Source organism: Pseudomonas sp. Tn43 (genome assembly GCF_014192635.1).
Classification (GTDB): Bacteria; Pseudomonadota; Gammaproteobacteria; order Pseudomonadales; family Pseudomonadaceae; genus Aquipseudomonas.
In genome coordinates, this window is sequence record NZ_JACHYG010000003.1 from 306,613 (window position 1) to 326,630 (window position 20,018).

Below are 20,018 nucleotides of genomic sequence, written 5' to 3' on the forward strand. Positions count from 1 at the left end.
GCAGATTTGGCAGCGATTGCGGGTGGTGTGATCGTTCCCACGCTCTGCCTGGGAATGCAGCAAGGGACGCTCTGCGTCCCAAGAGCGAACGCGGAGCGTCCGGGGAGGCATTCCCATGCGGAGCGTGGGAACGATCAGTGTCAGGTGCGGGTTACTCGTTATCGAGGCCTTTGCGCCGATACGGGAACACATCGATCACCTTCCCCGCCCGAATCGCCTCCTGCAAACTCTTCCAGTAATCGGCGTTGTACAACTCGCCATGCAACTGACCGAACAACTTTCTTTGCCCCAAATCGGCGAACAGAAACGGCGGAAACTCTTCAGGAAACACATCCAGTGGCCCGATCGAGTACCAGGGCTCTGACGCCATTTCGTCTTCCGGCGTGCGCGGTTGCGGGATATGGCGGAAGTTGGCTTCGGTCAGGAAACAGATCTCGTCGTAGTCATAAAACACCACCCGACCGTGACGGGTGACGCCAAAATTCTTCAACAACATGTCGCCGGGGAAAATGTTCGCCGCTGCCAGTTGCTTGATCGCCAGACCGTAATCCTCCAGCGCCTCGCGAACCTGCGCCTCGTTGGCGTGTTCCAGATAAAGGTTCAATGGCGTCATCCGGCGTTCGGTCCAGCAGTGGCGAATCAGCACCGTATCGTCCTCCACGGACACGGTGGACGCGGCCACTTCGAGCAACTCTTCAAGGCACGCCGGCTCGAACTTGCTCAAGGGGAAACGGAAGTCGGCGAACTCTTGGGTGTCGGCCATGCGCCCGACCCGGTCGACGCTTTTCACCAGGCGATACTTTTCGATCACCGTGGCGCGGTCGACGTTTTTCGACGGTGAGAAGCGGTCCTTGATGATCTTGAAAACGGTGTTGAAGCCCGGCAGGGTAAACACGCTCATGACCATGCCGCGCACGCCGGGGGCCATGATGAACTGGTCGTCGGTGTTGGCCAGGTGATTGATCAGCGCGCGATAAAACTCGGACTTGCCATGCTTGTAGAAGCCGATCGAAGTGTACAGCTCGGCAATGTGCTTGCCCGGCAGGATGCGTTTGAGAAAGCCGATGAATTCCGCCGGCACTGGCACATCAACCATGAAGTAGGAACGGGTGAAGGAGAAGATGATCGACACCTCCGCCTCGTCGGTGATCAGCGCATCGATCTGGATGCCCCGGCCTTCGCGATGCAGCAGCGGAATCACCAGTGGCCATTGCTCGTCAGGGGTGTAAATGCGCCCCACCAGATAGGCGCCCTTGTTACGGTAAAGCACCGAGGAAAACAGTTCGACGCTCAGCTCCGGGTCCTTGCAGACCCAGTCCGGCAGATTCTCGCGCAATTGCACTTCGAGGCGACGCAGGTCGCCGGCCAGATCGGCATAATCCTCGCTGAAGCGGTAGTCGGCAAAAATGCTCGTGAGCATGCCCGATAACTGCCCATGCGGTTTGTAGGTGCGGGTTTGTGCCGCCCGGGCGCGACGCAGGCTCGGGCGCGTGGTGTGGATGAACATGCAGCCATCGCTGATCAGGTCGTGGCTGAACAGGCCGCAGAAAATCGAGTTGTACCAGGTCTCGGACAACTCATCGTCAAAGCGCAGGTCGATCAGGCTGATGTAAGCGCTTTTGACCAGCGGCCAGTTGCTGACGTCCATCAGCACCTCGGTCGCGAACGCCGCATGCAAGCGCCCGACCGTTTCGCCGACCTTTTCTTCGTAGAGGTTGATCCGCGCCGCCGATGCGGCTTGCGCTTCCTGCCATTGGGCCTGTTCGAAGCGGGCCCGGGCGCCGTCGGTGATCTGACGGAAATGCTCGCGGTAATCGTCAAAGCCATCGAGGATCATTCGGGCGATGTCGGCGGCTGGCCATTGCTGCGGCATAGGTAAAACCTCGGCGGCTATTCTTGTCGTTGGGGCTGAGCTTAGTGGCCCTGTGTGACGCAACGCAACCATTGCCTTGTGCCCTGACTGGCGCGACACTTGCGCGCCAATCAAGGAAGGAAAGCGCTGTGAACCCCCTCGATATCCTGCGTATGTTGTCGCTTGCCGCCATTTGGGGTGCGAGTTTTCTGTTCATGCGCGTTATAGCCCCCGTGATTGGCACAATCCCCACGGCTTTTTTTCGCGTATCGATTGCCGCCGTCGGGCTGCTGGTGATTCTTGGGCTGATGCGCATCAGCTGGGATTTCAAAGGCAAGTTCAAGACGGTGATGCTGCTGGGGATGATTAATTCCGGGATTCCGGCAACCCTCTATTGCGTGGCGGCCCAGGTGCTGCCGGCCGGTTACTCAGCGATTTTCAACGCCACCACGCCTTTGATGGGGGTATTGATCGGCGGTCTGTTCTTCCATGAAAAATTCACCGCCGCCAAGTTGAGCGGCGTCTTTCTCGGCCTGTTCGGCGTGGGCATCCTCACCCGTGCCGGGCCGGTGGCGTTCAACCTGGAACTGCTGACAGGCGCACTCGCGTGCCTGATGGCCACCACTTGCTACGGCTTTGCCGGGTTCCTCGCCCGGCGCTGGCTCGACCATGCCGGCGGTCTCGACAGTCGCCTTTCGGCGCTGGGCAGCATGCTCGGCGCGACGTTGTTGCTGCTGCCGCTGTTTGGCTACAGCGTGCTCAGCCAGCCACCGGCGAGCTGGGGCGGCTGGAGTGTCTGGCTGTCGTTGCTGGGGTTGGGTTTGGTCTGCACAGCCTTTGCCTACATTATTTACTTCCGTTTGCTGACGTCGGTTGGCCCGGTGAAATCAATGACCGTGACCTTCATGATCCCGCCGTTCGGCGTGTTGTGGGGGGCGCTGTTGCTGGATGAGCCCCTGTCGATGGCGCACCTTTATGGCGGGGTGTTGATTGCGCTGGCGTTGTGGCTGGTGTTGAAGCCGGCGGTGGTGAAGGCGCCTGAGGTGGTTGCCAGGTAGTGAGGTGGTGTTGCTGATGAACCTCTTACGGAACACAAACACCAGGCCGACGATGATCAGCCGGGCAGAAACGATCCCTGTGGCGAGGGGGCTCGCCCCCGTTCGGCTGCGAAGCAGTCGTAAACCAGGCATTGCATTCGTTCTGAAAGAAACGGGATCACTGGTTTTGGGGTCGCTTTGCGACCCAATGGGGGCAAGCCCCCTCGCCACAGGTCACTCAGTCATCGGGCTCAGCCAAACAGCCAATACCCCAACAACGTCAACACCGCCACTGCCAGCACCGGCCGCAGTATGCGGTAGGCCTTGGGGTTACGGCGCTTCCACTGCTTGATCAGACCACTGAATTTGTCGCTGAAATGCTTGCTCCTGGCGTAGGCCTGGTTGATCCCGCCAACGCGTTCATCATCAAGGTTCTGAGGAGCAGTGGCACGTCCCAGCCAGCCGCTGATCGAGCGGTTGATGCGGGTCATGAGACGGTTGCTCAGCGGCCGTTCGATGTCGCAGAACAGAATGAGTCGAGTTCGTTCGGTTTCATTCTTGACCCAGTGCACGTAGGTTTCATCGAACATCACGTCTTCGCCATCACGCCAGGCGTAGACCTGACCGTCGACGAAGATCCGGCAATCGTCGGAATTCGGCGTCGACAGCCCCAAGTGATAACGCAGGGAACCACCGAACGGATCACGGTGCGGGTTGAGGTGACTGCCACCGGGCAGTAGCGCAAACATGGCGCCTTTGACATTAGGAATACTGCTGACCAACGCCACGGTTTTCGGGCACAGGGCTTCGGCCGATGGCAGTGGTTTGTCGTACCACTTGAGATAAAAACGCTTCCAGCCCTTTTTGAAGAACGAGCCGAAACCAGCGTCGTTGTTCATTTCGGCAGCGCGGATGTAGCCCTCGTCAAACAAATGCATGGCTTCGTCGCGAATAACTTCCCAATTGTCCCTGAGTATATTCAGTTCGGGGAACTTGCTGCGGTCCAGATAGGGTTTGGATGGCACGCTGGAGAACAGATACATCAGGGCGTTATACGGTGCGAACAGGGCCGAATGGTTGACGAATTGACGCAGAACCGGCAAACGCGCCTTGCCACGCAAGTGTACATAGAGCGTGCTGCCGAGAAACAGCAACAACACCGATGCCTTCGCGACAAAGGAAAAGTTCATCTACAACTCCTTGATAGTAGGTAACTTTGCACAACGCCATTTACCCGACGTGGCAGTCGGCCATTATCCACATTACAGGCCTGGGGAAATACCCGCCTTATCCAAGATTCAGTGTTAAGGATTACGCAACAAACACTTGTTAACACAAGGTTCCTGAACGGGGGCTGAACTGAATCACCCCCTGTGACAAGGAGTTGGAGCGAGCGTAAATGTTATTGCTGATTTTCCTGGTCGGTAAACAGATCACTGAACAGCATGCTCGACAAGTAGCGCTCGCCAGAGTCGGGCAGAATCACCACGATGGTCTTGCCCTGCATTTCGGGAGTTTCGGCCAGACGCACAGCCGCTGCCATGGCGGCGCCGCACGAGATACCGCTCAAAATCCCTTCTTCCTGCATCAGGCGCAGGGCCATCGCCTTGGACTCTTCGTCGCTGACCAGTTCGACCCGATCGACCATCGACAGGTCCAGGTTCTTCGGCACAAAACCAGCGCCGATGCCCTGGATTTTGTGAGGGCTCGGTTTGATCTCTTCTCCAGCCATCGCCTGGGTAATGACCGGAGACACCGCCGGCTCCACCGCCACCGAGATTATCGGTTTGTGCTGGGTATGCTTGATATACCGCGAAACCCCGGTAATGGTTCCACCTGTTCCGACCCCCGCCACCAGTACGTCGACCGCACCGTCGGTGTCATTCCAGATTTCCGGCCCGGTGGTTTTTTCGTGGATGGCCGGGTTGGCCGGGTTTTCGAACTGCGCCGGCATGAAGTAGGTCGATGGATCGCTGGCGAGGATTTCGGCGGCTTTCTCGATCGCGCCTTTCATGCCTTTGGCCGGTTCCGTCAACACCAGTTCGGCGCCAAGGGCTTTGAGCACCTTGCGCCGCTCGATGCTCATGGACGCAGGCATGGTCAATACCAGTCGGTAACCGCGGGCAGCGGCAACGAACGCCAGGCCGATGCCGGTATTGCCCGAAGTCGGCTCGATGATGGTCATGCCGGGCTTGAGTTTTCCGCTGCTTTCGCCCTCCCAGATCATGTTCGCGCCGATCCGGCACTTGACCGAGTAACCGGGGTTGCGCCCTTCGATCTTGGCCAGGATGGTGACACCGCGCGGGGCGATACGGTTGATCTGAACCAGCGGCGTATTGCCAATGGAATGGGCGTTGTCAGCATAAATACGGCTCATGGCTGGGTCCTTATACAGCGTTGAATTAGCTATCCAAGGTATGCCTGTTACCCGTGGTCGTCCAGTCGGTCGAACGTCCGCCAACCCCCGCAGTCAATCGCTTTATACCGCCAGAGAATTGCCGTCATGAAGCGTCGATACCGTTGGCCTCTGTGGATCCTCGCGGGCCTTGTTGTGCTGCTGGTTGCGCTGCATATCGCGCTCCCCTATCTGGTGCGCGATTACCTCAACGAGAAACTGGCGGACATGGGTGACTACAGCGGTCAGATTACCGATGTAGACCTGGCCCTGTGGCGCGGCGCCTACAAGATCAACGGGCTGAAAATCGTCAAGGTCAATGGCAAGGTCCCCGTGCCTTTCGTTAACGCGCCCTTGATTGACCTCTCCGTCAGCTGGCATTCGCTCTGGTACGACCATGCCGTGGTGGCCGAGGCGCAGTTCGACAAACCCGAAGTGAACTTCGTCGACGGCGGTGCCAACAAGAAGAATTCCCAGACCGGCCAGGGCACCGACTGGCGGGCACAACTGGAAAAACTGCTGCCGATCACCTTGGACGAAGTGCGGATCAACGACGGGCGCATCACCTTTCGCAACTTCAATTCGAAACCGCCCGTGAATATGAATGCCACCCAGGTCAATGCCAGCATCTACAACCTGACCAACGTGGTCGACAACAAGGGCAAACGCGACGCCCGCTTCGAGGGCAAGGCGCTGTTGCTGGGACATGCACCGCTGGAAACCGTGGCCACCTTCGACCCGCTGAGCAATTTCGAAGACTTCGAATTCCGCCTGCGCGCCCGGAACCTCGAGCTCAAACGCATGAACGACTTCGCCTCGGCCTACGGCAAGTTCGACTTCAATGCCGGCCATGGCGACGTGGTCATCGAAGCCGAAGCCAACAAGGGCCAACTCACTGGCTACATCAAGCCGCTATTGCGTAACGTCGATGTGTTCAATTGGCAACAGGATGTGGAGAACAAGAACAAAGGAATATTCCGTTCCATCTGGGAAGCACTCGTCGGTGGCACCGAGAACGTGCTGAAGAACCAGCCGAAAAACCAGTTCGCCACGCGCGTCCAGCTCAGGGGGAGCGTGCATCAGAAAGATATCAGCGCATTCGAAGCTTTTTTGCAGATTTTGCGTAATGGTTTTATCGAGGCCTTCAATGCCCAGTACGAACGGCCCAAGCCGGATACAGACTAGGATTTACGTGTGACGGTGTAGCGACCGGTGTCCTGCGCCGCCCGCGCCGGGTTTGATTGTTGTTGCAGAAAGTCCCAGCCCAGACAGGCCAGCGCCAATGACCGCGGCACCGCTTCACGACCACTGCTGTAGCGACTGATACTGCGGGCCATTCCACGCTCCAGCCATCGTCACCCAAAGCGGCGCCTTCAAAAGCATGCCCCTCCAGCAAGGGTTGCAACCCCGGGTACGAACGCAGATCACGCTAGCGGCCGAGACTGAGTCAAGATGTGACGCCCCATTCAGAGACTGAATAAGCCGTCTGCGTTCACAGTCGACCGGGCAGCGCGTTATAGTCGAGCCTGACCATTTATTGCGCCCCGCCCTGCCTCGCTCAGGTCGGCGTTACCGTTCGAGGATTAGCAGATGAAGTTCGAAGGCACCCAGGCCTACGTCGCCACCGATGACCTGAAGCTGGCGGTCAACGCCGCCATCACCCTGGAGCGGCCACTGCTGGTCAAGGGCGAGCCGGGCACCGGCAAGACCATGCTTGCCGAACAACTGGCCGAGTCTTTCGGCGCCAAGTTGATTACCTGGCACATCAAGTCCACCACCAAAGCGCATCAAGGCCTGTACGAGTACGACGCGGTCAGCCGCCTGCGGGACTCGCAGCTGGGCACGGAAAAGGTCCACGACGTTCGCAACTACTTGAAAAAGGGCAAGCTCTGGGAAGCGTTCGAATCGGAAGAACGAGTGATCTTGCTGATCGATGAAATCGACAAGGCCGACATCGAGTTCCCCAACGACCTGCTGCAAGAACTCGACAAGATGGAGTTCTACGTTTACGAGATCGACGAGACCATCAAGGCCAAGAAACGCCCGATCATCATCATTACTTCCAACAACGAGAAAGAGCTGCCGGACGCCTTCCTGCGCCGCTGCTTCTTTCACTACATCGCCTTCCCGGATCGCGTCACGATGCAGCAGATCGTCGACGTGCATTACCCGGACATCAAGAAAGACCTGGTCAGCGAAGCGCTGGACGTGTTCTTCGACGTGCGCAAGGTGCCGGGCCTGAAGAAGAAGCCATCGACCTCTGAACTGGTGGACTGGCTGAAGCTACTGATGGCCGACAACATCGGCGAAGCGGTGCTGCGCGAGCGCGATCCGACCAAGGCCATTCCGCCACTGGCCGGCGCCTTGGTGAAGAACGAACAGGACGTGCAATTGCTTGAGCGTCTGGCGTTCATGAGCCGTCGCGGCACTCGCTAAGCCCCGATAGAAGAGGCGATTGCCATGCTACTCAATCTGTTCAATGAAATGCGCGCCGCCAAGGTGCCGGTCTCGGTACGTGAGCTGCTGGACCTGATCAACGCGCTGAAACAGCGCGTGACTTTCGCCGACATGGACGAGTTTTACTACTTGTCGCGGGCGATCCTGGTGAAGGACGAAAAGCATTTCGACAAATTCGACCGGGCCTTCGGTGCCTATTTCAAAGGTCTGGAAAAACTCGACGATCACCTCCAGGCGTTGATTCCCGAAGACTGGCTGCGCAAGGAATTCGAGCGTTCCCTGACCGATGAAGAGCGGGCCGCGATCCAGTCCCTGGGTGGCCTGGATAAACTCATCGAAGAGTTCAAGAAGCGCCTGGAAGAACAGAAAGAACGCCATGCCGGCGGCAACAAATGGATCGGTACCGGCGGCACCAGCCCATTCGGCTCCGGTGGCTTCAACCCGGAAGGCATTCGGGTCGGCGATGCTGGCAAGCGCCAAGGCAAAGCGGTCAAAGTCTGGGATCAGCGCGAGTACAAGAACCTCGACGATTCGGTCGAACTGGGCACGCGCAACATCAAGGTAGCCCTGCGGCGCCTGCGCAAATTCGCTCGTCAGGGCGCGGCGGAAGAACTGGACATCGACGGCACCATCGACCACACCGCTCGCGATGCCGGGCTGTTGAACATCCAGATGCGTCCGGAGCGCCGCAACACCGTCAAACTGCTGTTGCTGTTCGACATCGGCGGCTCGATGGACGCCCACGTGAAGATCTGCGAAGAACTGTTCTCGGCCTGCAAGACCGAGTTCAAGCATCTGGAGTACTTCTACTTTCACAACTTCATTTATGAATCGGTGTGGAAGAACAACATGCGTCGTACCTCCGAGCGCACCGCCACCCAGGACCTGCTGCACAAGTACGGCGCCGACTACAAGGTGATCTTCATCGGCGACGCCGCCATGGCGCCCTATGAAATCACCCAGGCCGGTGGCAGCGTCGAGCACTGGAATGAAGAAGCCGGGTACGTGTGGATGCAGCGCTTCAAGGAAAAGTACAAGAAGCTCATCTGGATCAACCCATACCCGAAAGACACTTGGGGCTATACCTCGTCGACCAACATCGTGCGGGACTTGATTGATGACCAGATGTATCCGCTGACGTTGCGGGGGTTGGAGGAAGGGATGCGGTTTTTGTCCAAGTAAAGCCTTGCACCTGTGGCGAGGGGGCTTGCCCCCGTTGGGTTGCGAAGCGACCCTGAAACTTGCAATCGCGATGTATCAGACATACCACATGCAATGGTTCTACGACTGCTGCGCAGCCGAACGGGGGCAAGCCCCCTCGCCACAATTAAAACCGTCGCAAATACTCGACCTGTTCCCGATGCGCCACATCCTGCACCACCGGCCTCAACCGCACCTTCGCCCCGGGCAAACACTGCGCCAATCGCGCCAAGGCCAACGGCGTCAACGCCCCCAGGCGTGGATAACCACCAATGGTCTGCCGATCATTGAGCAACACGATCGGCTGCCCGTCCGGCGGCACCTGGACCGCGCCCAGCGGGATGCCTTCGGAGATCATCGGCTTGCCCTGATACTGCAACGCCGTTCCCAACAGACGAATGCCCATGCGATCGGCGCGGCTGTCGAGGGTCCAGACGCTGTTGAACGCGTCGAACAAACTCTGCCCGCTGAACTTGCCGATCTGTGCACCGAGCACCAGGTCCAGCGGCGCATTGAGTTGGAAATCGGGCACTTGTTCAGGCGCCAACTCCCGCAGCAGTAGCAGCGAGTTTCCCGAGTAGCTCAACTGCGCCTCTTTGGCCAGCGCCCGCCCCATGCCATCCAGCCCACCGAGTTCCTCACGGACCACTGTTGCACAACTGCCCAACACCTTTGGTGCATCAAATCCGCCCGGGGCCGCCAAATAAGCTCGAGCACCCAGCAGCGGCCGGGTGAATTGCAATCGCTGACCTTGGTTCAGCCTGAAACTGCGCCACGGCGCCAACGCCTCGCCATCCACTTGCGCCCCCAGATCCGCCCCGGCCAATGCCAGCACGCAATCGTCCTGGGCAACGACCGTAAACCCGCCGAGGGTGATTTCGATCACCGACGCGTCCAGCCCATTGCCCAGCAGCCAATTGGCCCACGACATCGACCGCCAATCCGCCGCCCCGCCCTGGGTCACGCCCAGATGCCGCACGCCAAACCGCCCGGCGTCCTGCAACAGGCACAGCGGTGTGCTTGCTTCAATCGTCAGTCGGCTCATGCCAGGGTCTCCAACGGCGTATCGTCACCGCCCAGGTTGATGAACTCGGCATGGCTGACCGCTTCGAAGCGTACCGTGTCGCCCGGTTGCAACAGGCTGTAGCCATCGCGCTCGCGGTCGAACAATTTGGCGGGGGTGCGGCCGATCAGGTTCCAGCCGCCGGGGGATACCAGCGGATAAGCCGCCGTCTGGCGTTCGGCGATGCCGACACTGCCGGCCGCCACTTTTTTACGCGGAGTATTCAGACGCGGTGCAGCCAATATTTCCTCCACCAAGCCCATGAAAGCGAAGCCGGGTGCGAAGCCCAATGCGAACACCTGATACTCGTGTTCACTGTGGCGATGGATCACCTCTGGCACCGTCAATCCGCTGCGCCGGGACAGCAAGGTCAGTTCCGGCCCGACGCTCAGGTCATACCAGACCGGCAACACATGGCATTTACCTTTGGCCCGAGCGTTGGGCGACAGATCGATCAAGGCCTCAGCAATCAATTCCCGCGCCTGGGTCGGGTTCAGCGCCATCAGATCGTAATGCACCATCAGTGTCGTGTAAGACGGCACCAGATCGATCAAATGGTTGCCGAATGCCTCCCGCAAACCCTCGCTGGCGGCGAGCATCCAAGGCATGTTGGCCTCGCTGATTTCATCGAACAGACGCACCATCAGGCAATCCAGCGCCACCACTTCCACCCGTGGTTTCATGACGCGCTCTGCTGATTCAGGGCTTGGCGAATGCGTTGCACGGCAGCCACCGAACTGGCGTTGTCGCCGTGTACGCACAAGGTATTGGCTTGCAAGTGCAAGGCACTGCCATCGCTGGCGGTAAGGGTGTCACCGCGGGCAATGATCAACGCCTGTTCGATGATTTTTTCGGGATCGTGATGCACCGCGCCCGGCAGTTGCCGCGAGACCAGCCTGCCAGCGCTGTCGTAAGCGCGATCGGCAAAGGCTTCGAACCACAGTATTACGCCGTACTCATCGCCGAGTTGCTGCGCGGCACTGTTGTCGCGGGTCGCCATCAGCATCAATGGCAGCGTCCGGTCGTAGGCCGCCACGGCCTGAATCACCGCACGTAATTGCGCAGGGTTGGCCATCATGTCGTTGTACATCGCGCCGTGGGGTTTGACGTAACTCACCCGCCCGCCCTGAGCCCGGCAGATGCCGTCGAGGGCGCCGATCTGGTAATGCAACAAATCTTGCAGCTCCTGGGCGGTGTAAGCCATGGACCGGCGACCGAACCCCACCAGATCCTGATAGGCCGGATGAGCACCCATCTGCACGCCGTGGCTCAAGGCCAGGCTGACGGTCTTGCGCATGATGCTCGGGTCGCCGGCATGGAAACCACAGGCAATGTTGGCGCAATCAATGAAGGGCATGACCTCGGCGTCCAGACCCATGGTCCAGTTACCGAAACTCTCGCCGATGTCGCAGTTCAATAGCAGGCGGTTCACGGTGAACACTCCTGTAGGCTTTTATCTTCTTAACTGAAGGACATGTGCCCTTCAGATTATCAGTTACCGGATATTCGCTTATTGAGCGTCGAGTTGCTTGCCACGGGTTTCCGGCAGGCTCAGGGCCGCCAGAATCACTATCCCGTAGGACACCGCCGCAAAGGCGCCGATTCCCACGCTCAGCGGCACCTTCTGGCTGAGCAAGCCGATCAACAACGGGAACAACGCCGCCAATGCCCGACCGATGTTGTAGCTAAAACCCTGGCCAGAACCACGAATCCGTGTCGGAAACAGCTCGGTCAAAAACGCCCCCATACCGCTGAAGATCCCCGAAGCAAAGAAGCCTAGCGGGAAACCCAGCCAGAGCATCACGCCGTTGCTGACCGGCAATTGGGTATACAGCAGAACAATGGTGAACGAGCCGACCGCGAACAGGATGAAGTTCTTTTTACGACCGAGGATGTCAGTCAAATACGCGCTGATCACATACCCGACGTAGGACCCGACGATCACCATGGCCAGATAACCGCCCGTGCCGAGTACGCTCAAGCCCCGTTCGTTTTTCAGAAAGGTCGGCAGCCAGGAAGTGATCGCGTAGTAACCGCCGAGGGCGCCGGTGGTCAGGATCGAAGCGCGAATGGTAGTGAACAAGATGCCCGGGGCGAAGATTTCATAGAACTTGGCGGGGTTGCTTGGCTCTTGTTTAGCCTTGGCTTCGCGGTAGATTTCCGGATCCTTGACCAGGCGACGGACGAAAATCACGAAGATCGCCGGTACGATGCCGAGGAGGAACAGAGCGCGCCAGGCATCTTCCGGCGCCAGCACCGAGAACAGCAGCGCATACAGAATCGCCGTCAGTCCCCAACCCAGCGCCCAGCCCGATTGCACCATGCCCACAGCCTTGCCGCGGTCCTTGGCGCGAATCACTTCGCCCATCAACACGGCGCCAGCAGTCCATTCACCGCCGAAACCGAAGCCCATCAACGTACGGCTGATCAACAGTTGCTCGTAATTCTGGGCGAAGCCGCAAAGGAAGGTAAAGAAAGCAAACCATAAAACGGTCAGTTGCAAAGTGCGCACCCGGCCGATGCGGTCAGAGAGAATTCCCGCCACCCAACCACCGATGGCCGAGGCGATCAGGGTGCTGGTGTGAATCAGCCCGGCCTCGCCGGTGGTGATGCCCCACATGGCAATCAGGGTCGGGACCACGAAACTGAGCATCTGGGTGTCCATGCCGTCCAGGCCATAGCCGATCTTGCAGCTCCAGAACGTGCGACGCTCCTGCTGACTGATGTTGCGGTACCAGTCGAAAGGTCCCGGGCGAGCCGTGGCTTTGGGAATATCGAGGGTGTCGGGCGCACTCATGGCAAGTCTCCGTGCAAATATTATTGGTATTGTTCTGAGCCCCGACGACGCCTATCGTGGGAACCGGATGCGTCGATTTTTGGACGCTTGGCCCTGCTGCGTCCAACTAATAAAAACCCGGCCAAGGCATAAGAAAAAGTTGATCCCATGAACCTGAAGTTTCTCGAGACCTTTGTCTGGGTCGCCCGACTCAAGAGTTTTCGCCTGACGGCAGACAAACTCTTCACCACCCAGGCGTCGATTTCCAGCCGCATTGCCGTGCTCGAAAGTGAGCTGGGGGTGAAGCTGTTCCTGCGCGATTCTCGCGGCGTGAGCCTGACGCCCGAAGGCTTGAAAGTGCTCGAATATGCCGAGCAGATGATGGACACGATGCAGGCGCTCAAGCACTCGATCGAGACACGCTCGAGCAAGGTCGGGCGGGTTCGGATCGGTGTCATGGACACCGTTATCCACACTTGGCTCAGCCCCTTGGTGGCGCAAATGATGGATCACTACCCACTGGTGGAAATCGAGCTGGTGGCCGATACCGCGCTCAACCTCTGCGATCAGCTGCAAAAAGGCTTTCTCGACTTGATCCTGCAAACCGACTTGCTGCGCCAGGAGAGCGTGCGCAGCCTGGAACTGGCCAGTCATCCGATGGGCTGGATCGTCGCCAGCAATTCCATCTACAACCGCGACTATTCGGGTGTCGCCGATCTGGCGCGGGAGCGGATCATTACCTATTCGAAAAACTCCCAACCGCACCAGGCGGTGCTTGCCCTGATGCAGGCCAATGGCGTCATGGCGCCGCGGCTCAACTGCGTGAATTCGGTGTCGGCGATTACTCGGTTGCTGCGCGATGGATTTGGCATCGGCGCGTTACCGCCAGTGTTGGTCGCCGAAGAACTGGCGCGGGGAGAATTGACCTTGCTGGCCATCGATCAACGACCGCCGAATTTGCAGGTGGTGGTGTCGTGGCGGGTGGGCGTGGAATGGGTCGAGGAGATTGTGGCGTTGTGTCAGCAAGTCGTGGAGCGCTATGCGCGCAAGTTGGGTGAGAGTTACATCGTGCTGGCTGATTGAACACTACCCGTGTTGATCGTTCCCACGCTCCGCGTGGGAATGCAGCCCGAGACGCTCCGCGTCCCATTCAAAGCCGAACGCAGAGCGTCCGTTGAGGCATTCCCACGCAGAGCGTGGGAATGATCAGGCCCGCTCGGCAGCGATCAGTCAGAGCCCCCGCACATCCCGGTCTTCGATTGGCCGGCTCTGGCGCAAACGCTTGCCGCCCAGCACCACCCAGTCGATCAATCGGAACAGGCATTCAATGCCGAACGACAGCAGCAATGCGCCGCTCATGCCCCAGATCATCGCTTCCGGTGTCAGCAGGATCTGGTAGCTGTAACCGTTCCAGGTTTCCTTGCGAATAGCCGGGTCGGCGGCCAGGGCCACTTGCAGGACGCGTATGTACCACGGCCCCTGCATGGCCTGGAATTGCTTGTCCAGGGCCAGTTGACGGGTGAGCAAGGTGCTCAGGCTGTCGGCATCGCTGCGAAAGATCGGGTCTTCGCTGGCACGGTAATGGGCCACCAGCGCCTGCATATCACCTTTGAAAAACTGATTGGCAGTGCCCTGAAAACCGCTCAGACCGGTCTGCGCCTCGATCAGATGCGCCTCGACCCGCTTGGCATAATCACTGATGAATCCTGGCACCTGGACACCGATCAACAGGCCCGCCGCGAACAACACCAGCCGTAGATAACTGAGCAACATGGGGGAGAATCCTTATTCGGTCTTGCCCTGGCTGACGCATTCACCGCGTCGCCAGAGGCTCCATTGGCCCGGTTCGTAGCGGGTCCAGGTTTCGTTTTCGGTCAAGGGTTCGGTGGCGATCACCGTGACCACGTCGTTGGGCGTGGTTTCAGCCTGGAAGTCGACGATCACATCGACGTCCTTCAACCGCGCCGGGCCGAAGGGTGCACGGCGGGTGATTTGCGCCAATTTGCTCGAGCAGTAGCAGAACAGCCAGTCGCCGTCGCTGAGCAGGCAATTGAACACCCCTTTGCTGCGGTATTCGGCGCAAGCGGCGACCAGGTCCGGCAGCAACGCTTCGATGTCTACCGGCTCGGGGAACGCGGTGCGTACCCGGTTGAGCAAATCGCAAAACGCCGCTTCGCTGTCGGTATCGCCAACGGGCCGGTAAAAACTGGCGGTCGGGTTGAAATCGGCCAACTGGCCATTGTGGGCGAAACACCAGTTGCGCCCCCACAACTCGCGCACGAACGGGTGAGTGTTGGACAGGCAGACCTTGCCGACGTTGGCCTGGCGGATGTGCCCGATCACTACTTCGCTTTTGATCGGATAGCGCTGCACCAGGTTCGCCACTTCCGACTCGCTGCTCGCCGCCGGGTCCTGGAACAGCCGCAGGCCACGGCCTTCATAAAAAGCGATGCCCCAGCCGTCACGGTGTGGCCCGGTGCGGCCGCCGCGCTGCATCAGCCCGGTGAAGCTGAACACGATATCGGTCGGGACATTGGCGCTCATGCCCAATAACTCACACATGCTCGGACTCTCGATTCAGTACTGGGGCACGGTTACAGGCGCGGTTCGACTCGCGAACGCTGAGGGTTGCTCGGCACCGGTGGCCGACCGTAACGATCATCGCCGGCACCGCCGAAAGGCCGATCGTCATCAGGCTCGTCGGCCCGCGCGGCTGCTTTGGCGGCAGCCGCCCGTTCCTTGCGAGCGTTGGAGGCGCGCTCGATGGGAAAACGGATGGCCACGAACACCAGGTAAATACCGAAGACAATCATGCCGTACATGAACAGATCGGAAACAGCGCGCCAGGCGTTATTGCCGACCTTGAACAGCAAGTCGAGGGCAGTAATGGCGATGGCCGGTGCGACCTTTTCTTTCACCGGATCGATGATGGTCGGGCTGAACAGCAACACCGCCACCAGCAACCGCAGCGGCTCACGCAGCCAACGCCACATCCAGCGGGTGATGCGCATCCACACCAACAGGCAGCCTAAAGCGGCAAAGGCGTAAAGGCCCCAAGCGATCAGATAGTCGTTCTCGGTCATGGTGTCCATGGCAAGGCTGGCAAAGAGACGCTTATAGTAACGACTTTTCGCACGTCAGGCTTGTCCCAATACCAGTTGGGCAAGACACAGACTCTGTGGGAACGGGCTTTTGTGGCGAGGGGGTTTGCCCCCGTTGGACTGCGCAGCAGTTCCTTTTTTGGGGCCGCTTCGCAGCCCAACGGGGGCAAGCCCCCTCGCCACAGACAAGCCTGCTCACCATAAGCCCGCTCCCACAGGTTGCGAAGCCCTTATTCCGTACATTGTTCGAGAGCCATTCATGCCTTTATCCACCCACGTCACCAGTGCCCCGATTGCCCACAAGGCCGACGGCTCTGACCCGTATGCCTGGCTGCAGGAGCGCGACACCGACGCGGTGCTCGATTACCTGAAAGCTGAAAACCGCTATCAAGAGGCACAAACCGCCGATCAGGCCGGCCTGCGCGAAACCCTGTTCGAAGAGATCAAGGGGCGGATTCTCGAAACCGATCTGTCGCTGCCCTCCCCGTGGGGCCCGTACCTGTATTACACCCGTACCACCGCTGGCGACGAATACGCCCGCCACTACCGCTGCCCGCGTCCGGCCGATGGCAGCCTGCAGATCGACGAAAGCCAGGAACTGCTGCTACTTGATCCGAATGTGCTGGCCAAGGGTGGCTTCTTTTCCCTGGGCGCGTTCAGCATCAGCCCGGACCACCAGCGTCTGGCCTACAGCATCGACTCCAGCGGCGAAGAGATTTACACGCTGTTCGTGAAGGAATTGTCCAGCGGCCGCGTCAGCGAGCTGGAGTTCCAGAACTGCGACGGCAGCATGACCTGGGCCAACGACAGCCTGACGCTGTTCTTCGGCGAACTCGACGACACCCATCGCCCGCACAAATTGTTGCGCTATCGACTGGATGGCACCGCGGCCGAAGAAGTGTTCCATGAGCCGGACGGCCGATTCTTCCTGCATTGCTATCGCTCAAGCTCCGAACGGCAACTGCTGTTGTCGCTGGGCAGCAAGACCACCAGCGAAGTCTGGGTACTCGACGCCTCGCTGCCGCATCAGGCCTTTACCTGCCTGGCGCCGAGGGTCGAAGATCATGAGTACGATGTCGACCACGGCAAACTCGATGGCGAGTGGACGTGGCTGATCCGCACCAACCGCGACGGCATCAACTTCGCCCTCTACCAGGCCGCCGATACTGGCGTCGCGCCGACCCAAGCCGACTGGCAGAACCTGATTCCCCACAGCGACACAGTGATGCTCGAAGGCATGAGCCTGAACGCCGAGGCCATGACCCTGACCCTGCGCGAAGGTGGCCTGCCGATCATCGAAGTCCGCCCACGGGACTTGGTGCCCTATCGCGTGCAATTGCCGGATGCGGCCTACAGCCTGCATGTGCAGAACAGCCTGGAATTTGTCAGCGACCGGATTCGTCTGCGCTACGAAGCCTTGAACCGTCCGGCGCAGATCCGCCAACTGATTCTGACCACCGGCGAGCAGAAAGTCCTCAAGGAAACCCCGGTGCTCGGCCCGTTCGACGCCGACGCGTACGTCAGCCAGCGGCTGTGGGCGACGGCACCGGACGGTACGCAAGTGCCGATCAGCCTTGTGGTCAAACGCGAATTTCTGGGTCAGCCGACGCCGCTTTATCTGTATGGCTACGGCGCCTATGGCGAAAGCCTCGACCCGTGGTTCTCCCACGCCCGCCTGAGCTTGCTGGATCGCGGCATGGCGTTTGCCATCGCCCATGTACGCGGTGGCGGTGAACTGGGCGAAGCCTGGTACCGCGCCGGCAAGCAGGAACACAAACACAACACGTTCAGCGATTTCATCGCGTGCGCCGAACACCTGATCGCCAACGGTTTCACCACCCCATCGAAGCTGGCGATCAGTGGTGGCAGCGCCGGTGGTTTGTTGATCGGCGCGGTACTCAATCAACGGCCGGAGCTGTTCGCTGCGGCGATTGCCGAAGTGCCGTTCGTCGACGTGCTCAACACCATGCTCGACCCGGAGCTACCGCTGACCGTCACGGAATACGACGAGTGGGGCAACCCGCAAGAGCCGGACGTTTATGAGCGGATCAAGGCCTACGCCCCGTACGAAAACGTCACCGCGCAAGCCTATCCGGCAACGCTGGTGATCGCCGGCTACAACGACAGTCGCGTGCAGTACTGGGAAGCGGCCAAGTGGGTGGCGAAACTGCGTGCGACCAAAACGGACAACAATCCCCTGCTGCTCAAGACCGAACTGGGCGCCGGGCATGGCGGCATGAGCGGTCGTTATCAAGGATTACGTGACGTAGCCCTCGAATACGCATTCGTTTTCAAGGTTTTGGGCATCGCCTGAGGAACTTGGCCCGGTGCGCCGGTCTTAACTCCAGACACCGGGCGCGATCCCTTGCAGGAGCGAGGCTTGCCCGCGAAGAGGCCCTGACATTCAACATCAATGTCGGCTGTGATAATGCCTTCGCGGGCAAGCCTCGCTCCTGCAAGGGATCGCGCCCGGAACAGACACAGACACAAGAAAAAGACCGTGACGACATGTCAGAACCGACCTTACTGAACAACGAAATTCGCGACTGGCTGATGGACTGCGGCCTGTTCGATCAACTGTTGCCCGCAGACTTCGTCGCGGCTTCGGGTTACTTCAGCATCAGCACCATTGCCGAAGGCGAAGAGATTTTCCATGAGGGCGATGCCGGCAGTTTCATGTGCATCATCCACACCGGCCAGGTTGCGGTGCAGAAAACCAACAGCGACGGACAACGAGTGACCATGGCCACCTTGCGCAGCGGTCGGGCGTTCGGCGAAATGGCCGTGCTCGACGGCGAACGACGCTCGGCCAGTTGCGTGGCCGCGAGCAATTGCCAGTTGCTCAACCTGGGCAAGGATTCCCTGGAAAAGATGCTCAACGACGCACCCAAAATCGCCGCCAAGATCATCCGCGCCCTCGCCGTTTCCCTTTCCAAACGCTTGCGCATGGCTGATGGGCAACTGCTCTCGCAGCAGCTTTAGTGGCCTGTGCCACCCACCGTATTGGTGAAATCGATACTACCCGCCCGGCGGTTTGATTTTTGTCGTGTTCGGCTCAAGGCCCGGCAAGGTCTGGTCCTTGGGTGGATTGGGCATTTCGATCGGCGGCAACAGCGGTGGCCCGCCACTGCCTGAACCGGCCTTGGGCACACTGGTCGGGGTGATCTGCGGATACGGCGTCGGAGTGGCGGTGCCAGGTGAACCGGGCATCGGCGCGGGGCTGGTGGGGATGGTCTGCAGCTCCTGGGCCGGCACTGCAGTTATCGAGAGCGCGGCCAGGGCAATGACCGCTAGAATGGTGCGCTTCATCAATGGCTCCGTTGGCCTTGTGGTCTTTTTGCAGGCTACTCCCTACTGCACGGGTTTGCCTTCCTCCATCTGTCAATTTCTCCTCAAGAGCGCCCCATGAAACGTTTCGTTCTGCTCGACACCACCCCCATCCCTGAAAACGGCGGCGCCCTGTGCCTGTTCGAATACGGCGAGGATTTCGTCATCAAGATCCAGGGCGGTGACGGCGGGCAGTTGATGAACACCCGCATGCACGGCTCCGAAGATGCCCTGGCCGAAATCCCCTGCCGCAAGGTTGCCGGCCGGTCGAATTCGCGCGTGTTGATCGGTGGCCTGGGCATGGGCTTCACCCTCGCCTCGGCGCTCAAGCATTTGGGCAAAACGGCGGAAGTGGTGGTCGCCGAACTGGTGCCCGGCGTGGTGGAGTGGAATCGCGGGCCACTGGGCGAAAAAGCCGGCAACCCGCTGCTTGACCCGCGTACGGTGATCCGTATGGAAGATGTGGCCAAAGTGCTGCAAGCCGAGCCGCAAGGCTTCGATGCGATCATGCTCGACGTCGACAACGGCCCCGAAGGCCTGACCCAGAAAGCCAACAGCTGGCTCTACTCCGCCGGCGGCTTGAGCGCGTGTGCCAAGGCCCTGCGGCCAAAAGGCGTGCTGGCGGTGTGGTCGGCCAGCGCCGACCGGCAGTTTTCCGACAAGCTGAAAAAGGCCGGCTTCAAGGCCGAGGAAGTGCAAGTTTTCGCCCACGGCAACAAGGGCACCCGCCACACCATCTGGATTGCCGAGAAACTCAAGGGCTGAGCGTGGGCCTGTCATCACTTATTTACTAGGCCGCATTGCGCCTGA

At 59.6% G+C, this 20,018-nt stretch carries 19 protein-coding genes and 1 pseudogene; 8 read left to right on the forward strand and 12 right to left on the reverse strand.

Going from position 1 to position 20,018, the window contains the following annotated elements:
- Nucleotides 1-151: 151 nt before the first annotated feature.
- Nucleotides 152-1,873, reverse strand: a complete 1,722-nt coding sequence (aceK, locus tag FHW68_RS09905) for a bifunctional isocitrate dehydrogenase kinase/phosphatase (RefSeq protein ID WP_183680206.1) — start codon at nt 1,871-1,873, stop codon at nt 152-154.
- 128 nt (nt 1,874-2,001) lie between these two features.
- Between aceK and FHW68_RS09910 the strand changes: the two genes are divergently transcribed.
- The gene (locus tag FHW68_RS09910; protein WP_183680208.1) at nt 2,002-2,910 is read left to right on the forward strand and encodes a DMT family transporter; all 909 of its coding nucleotides are present in this window, start codon (nt 2,002-2,004) and stop codon (nt 2,908-2,910) included.
- A 230-nt stretch (nt 2,911-3,140) separates the two neighbouring features.
- Here the strand turns inward: FHW68_RS09910 and FHW68_RS09915 are convergent, their stop codons facing one another.
- Together FHW68_RS09915 and cysK are read right to left on the reverse strand one after the other, a co-directional pair.
- Nucleotides 3,141-4,079: an aspartyl/asparaginyl beta-hydroxylase domain-containing protein gene (locus tag FHW68_RS09915; RefSeq protein ID WP_183680210.1), complete on the reverse strand. Its 939-nt coding sequence runs from the start codon at nt 4,077-4,079 to the stop codon at nt 3,141-3,143.
- Between the two features lie 212 nt (nt 4,080-4,291).
- The gene (gene cysK, locus FHW68_RS09920; protein WP_095630931.1) at nt 4,292-5,266 is read right to left on the reverse strand and encodes a cysteine synthase A; all 975 of its coding nucleotides are present in this window, start codon (nt 5,264-5,266) and stop codon (nt 4,292-4,294) included.
- A 126-nt stretch (nt 5,267-5,392) separates the two neighbouring features.
- On the opposite strand from cysK, the gene FHW68_RS09925 reads away from it, so the two are divergent.
- Nucleotides 5,393-6,469 (forward strand): DUF748 domain-containing protein, encoded by a 1,077-nt coding sequence (locus tag FHW68_RS09925; RefSeq protein ID WP_183680211.1) that lies wholly within the window; start codon nt 5,393-5,395, stop codon nt 6,467-6,469.
- Here FHW68_RS09925 and FHW68_RS09930 read toward each other — a convergent pair.
- Nucleotides 6,466-6,713: pseudogene (locus FHW68_RS09930) on the reverse strand (hypothetical protein); the annotation flags it as partial. The gene FHW68_RS09925 and the pseudogene FHW68_RS09930 overlap by 4 nt on opposite strands.
- 161 nt (nt 6,714-6,874) lie before the next feature.
- On the opposite strand from FHW68_RS09930, the gene FHW68_RS09935 reads away from it, so the two are divergent.
- Together FHW68_RS09935 and FHW68_RS09940 are read left to right on the forward strand one after the other, a co-directional pair.
- Nucleotides 6,875-7,720 (forward strand): MoxR family ATPase, encoded by an 846-nt coding sequence (locus FHW68_RS09935; RefSeq protein WP_095630933.1) that lies wholly within the window; start codon nt 6,875-6,877, stop codon nt 7,718-7,720.
- Nucleotides 7,721-7,744: 24 nt separating this feature from the next.
- The gene (locus FHW68_RS09940) at nt 7,745-8,923 is read left to right on the forward strand and encodes a VWA domain-containing protein (protein WP_008067571.1); all 1,179 of its coding nucleotides are present in this window, start codon (nt 7,745-7,747) and stop codon (nt 8,921-8,923) included.
- Nucleotides 8,924-9,068: 145 nt separating this feature from the next.
- On the opposite strand, the gene FHW68_RS09945 is transcribed toward FHW68_RS09940, so the two are convergent.
- The 4 genes from FHW68_RS09945 to FHW68_RS09960 all read right to left on the reverse strand — a co-directional run bounded on the left by FHW68_RS09945 (nt 9,069) and on the right by FHW68_RS09960 (nt 12,801).
- Entirely contained in the window at nt 9,069-9,986 is a 918-nt protein-coding gene (locus tag FHW68_RS09945; RefSeq protein ID WP_183680213.1) for a biotin-dependent carboxyltransferase family protein, read from the reverse strand.
- On the reverse strand, nt 9,983-10,687 hold the full coding sequence (pxpB, locus tag FHW68_RS09950; RefSeq protein ID WP_183680215.1) for a 5-oxoprolinase subunit PxpB: 705 nt from the start codon (nt 10,685-10,687) through the stop codon (nt 9,983-9,985). The genes FHW68_RS09945 and pxpB overlap by 4 nt, the downstream gene beginning before the upstream one ends.
- Nucleotides 10,684-11,436: a 5-oxoprolinase subunit PxpA gene (locus FHW68_RS09955; RefSeq protein ID WP_183680217.1), complete on the reverse strand. Its 753-nt coding sequence runs from the start codon at nt 11,434-11,436 to the stop codon at nt 10,684-10,686. Before FHW68_RS09955 ends, pxpB begins: the two co-directional genes overlap by 4 nt.
- Nucleotides 11,437-11,514: 78 nt before the next feature.
- Nucleotides 11,515-12,801, reverse strand: a complete 1,287-nt coding sequence (locus FHW68_RS09960; protein WP_183680219.1) for an MFS transporter — start codon at nt 12,799-12,801, stop codon at nt 11,515-11,517.
- 147 nt (nt 12,802-12,948) lie between these two features.
- On the opposite strand from FHW68_RS09960, the gene FHW68_RS09965 reads away from it, so the two are divergent.
- On the forward strand, nt 12,949-13,863 hold the full coding sequence (locus tag FHW68_RS09965) for a LysR family transcriptional regulator (protein ID WP_183680220.1): 915 nt from the start codon (nt 12,949-12,951) through the stop codon (nt 13,861-13,863).
- Between the two features lie 147 nt (nt 13,864-14,010).
- Here FHW68_RS09965 and FHW68_RS09970 read toward each other — a convergent pair whose 3' ends face one another.
- Genes FHW68_RS09970 through FHW68_RS09980 form a run of 3 tightly spaced genes read right to left on the reverse strand, consistent with a single transcriptional unit; the run spans nt 14,011 to nt 15,872 of the window.
- A complete protein-coding gene (locus FHW68_RS09970; RefSeq protein WP_183680222.1) occupies nt 14,011-14,553 on the reverse strand; it encodes a DUF2937 family protein in 543 nt (180 codons plus the stop codon).
- A gap of 12 nt (nt 14,554-14,565) precedes the next feature.
- Nucleotides 14,566-15,342, reverse strand: coding sequence for a class II glutamine amidotransferase (locus tag FHW68_RS09975; RefSeq protein ID WP_095630939.1), 777 nt, complete (start codon nt 15,340-15,342; stop codon nt 14,566-14,568).
- 32 nt (nt 15,343-15,374) lie between these two features.
- Nucleotides 15,375-15,872, reverse strand: coding sequence for an MFS transporter (locus FHW68_RS09980; protein ID WP_095630940.1), 498 nt, complete (start codon nt 15,870-15,872; stop codon nt 15,375-15,377).
- Between the two features lie 268 nt (nt 15,873-16,140).
- On the opposite strand from FHW68_RS09980, the gene FHW68_RS09985 reads away from it, so the two are divergent.
- A complete protein-coding gene (locus tag FHW68_RS09985; RefSeq protein WP_183680224.1) occupies nt 16,141-18,195 on the forward strand; it encodes a S9 family peptidase in 2,055 nt (684 codons plus the stop codon).
- A gap of 194 nt (nt 18,196-18,389) precedes the next feature.
- Nucleotides 18,390-18,863, forward strand: a complete 474-nt coding sequence (locus FHW68_RS09990) for a cyclic nucleotide-binding domain-containing protein (RefSeq protein ID WP_095630942.1) — start codon at nt 18,390-18,392, stop codon at nt 18,861-18,863.
- A 36-nt stretch (nt 18,864-18,899) separates the two neighbouring features.
- On the opposite strand, the gene FHW68_RS09995 is transcribed toward FHW68_RS09990, so the two are convergent.
- Nucleotides 18,900-19,190: a hypothetical protein gene (locus tag FHW68_RS09995; RefSeq protein ID WP_095630943.1), complete on the reverse strand. Its 291-nt coding sequence runs from the start codon at nt 19,188-19,190 to the stop codon at nt 18,900-18,902.
- A 96-nt stretch (nt 19,191-19,286) separates the two neighbouring features.
- Here FHW68_RS09995 and FHW68_RS10000 point away from each other — a divergent pair, with 96 nt between their 5' ends.
- Entirely contained in the window at nt 19,287-19,973 is a 687-nt protein-coding gene (locus FHW68_RS10000) for a spermidine synthase (protein WP_095630944.1), read from the forward strand.
- Nucleotides 19,974-20,018: the final 45 nt, after the last annotated feature.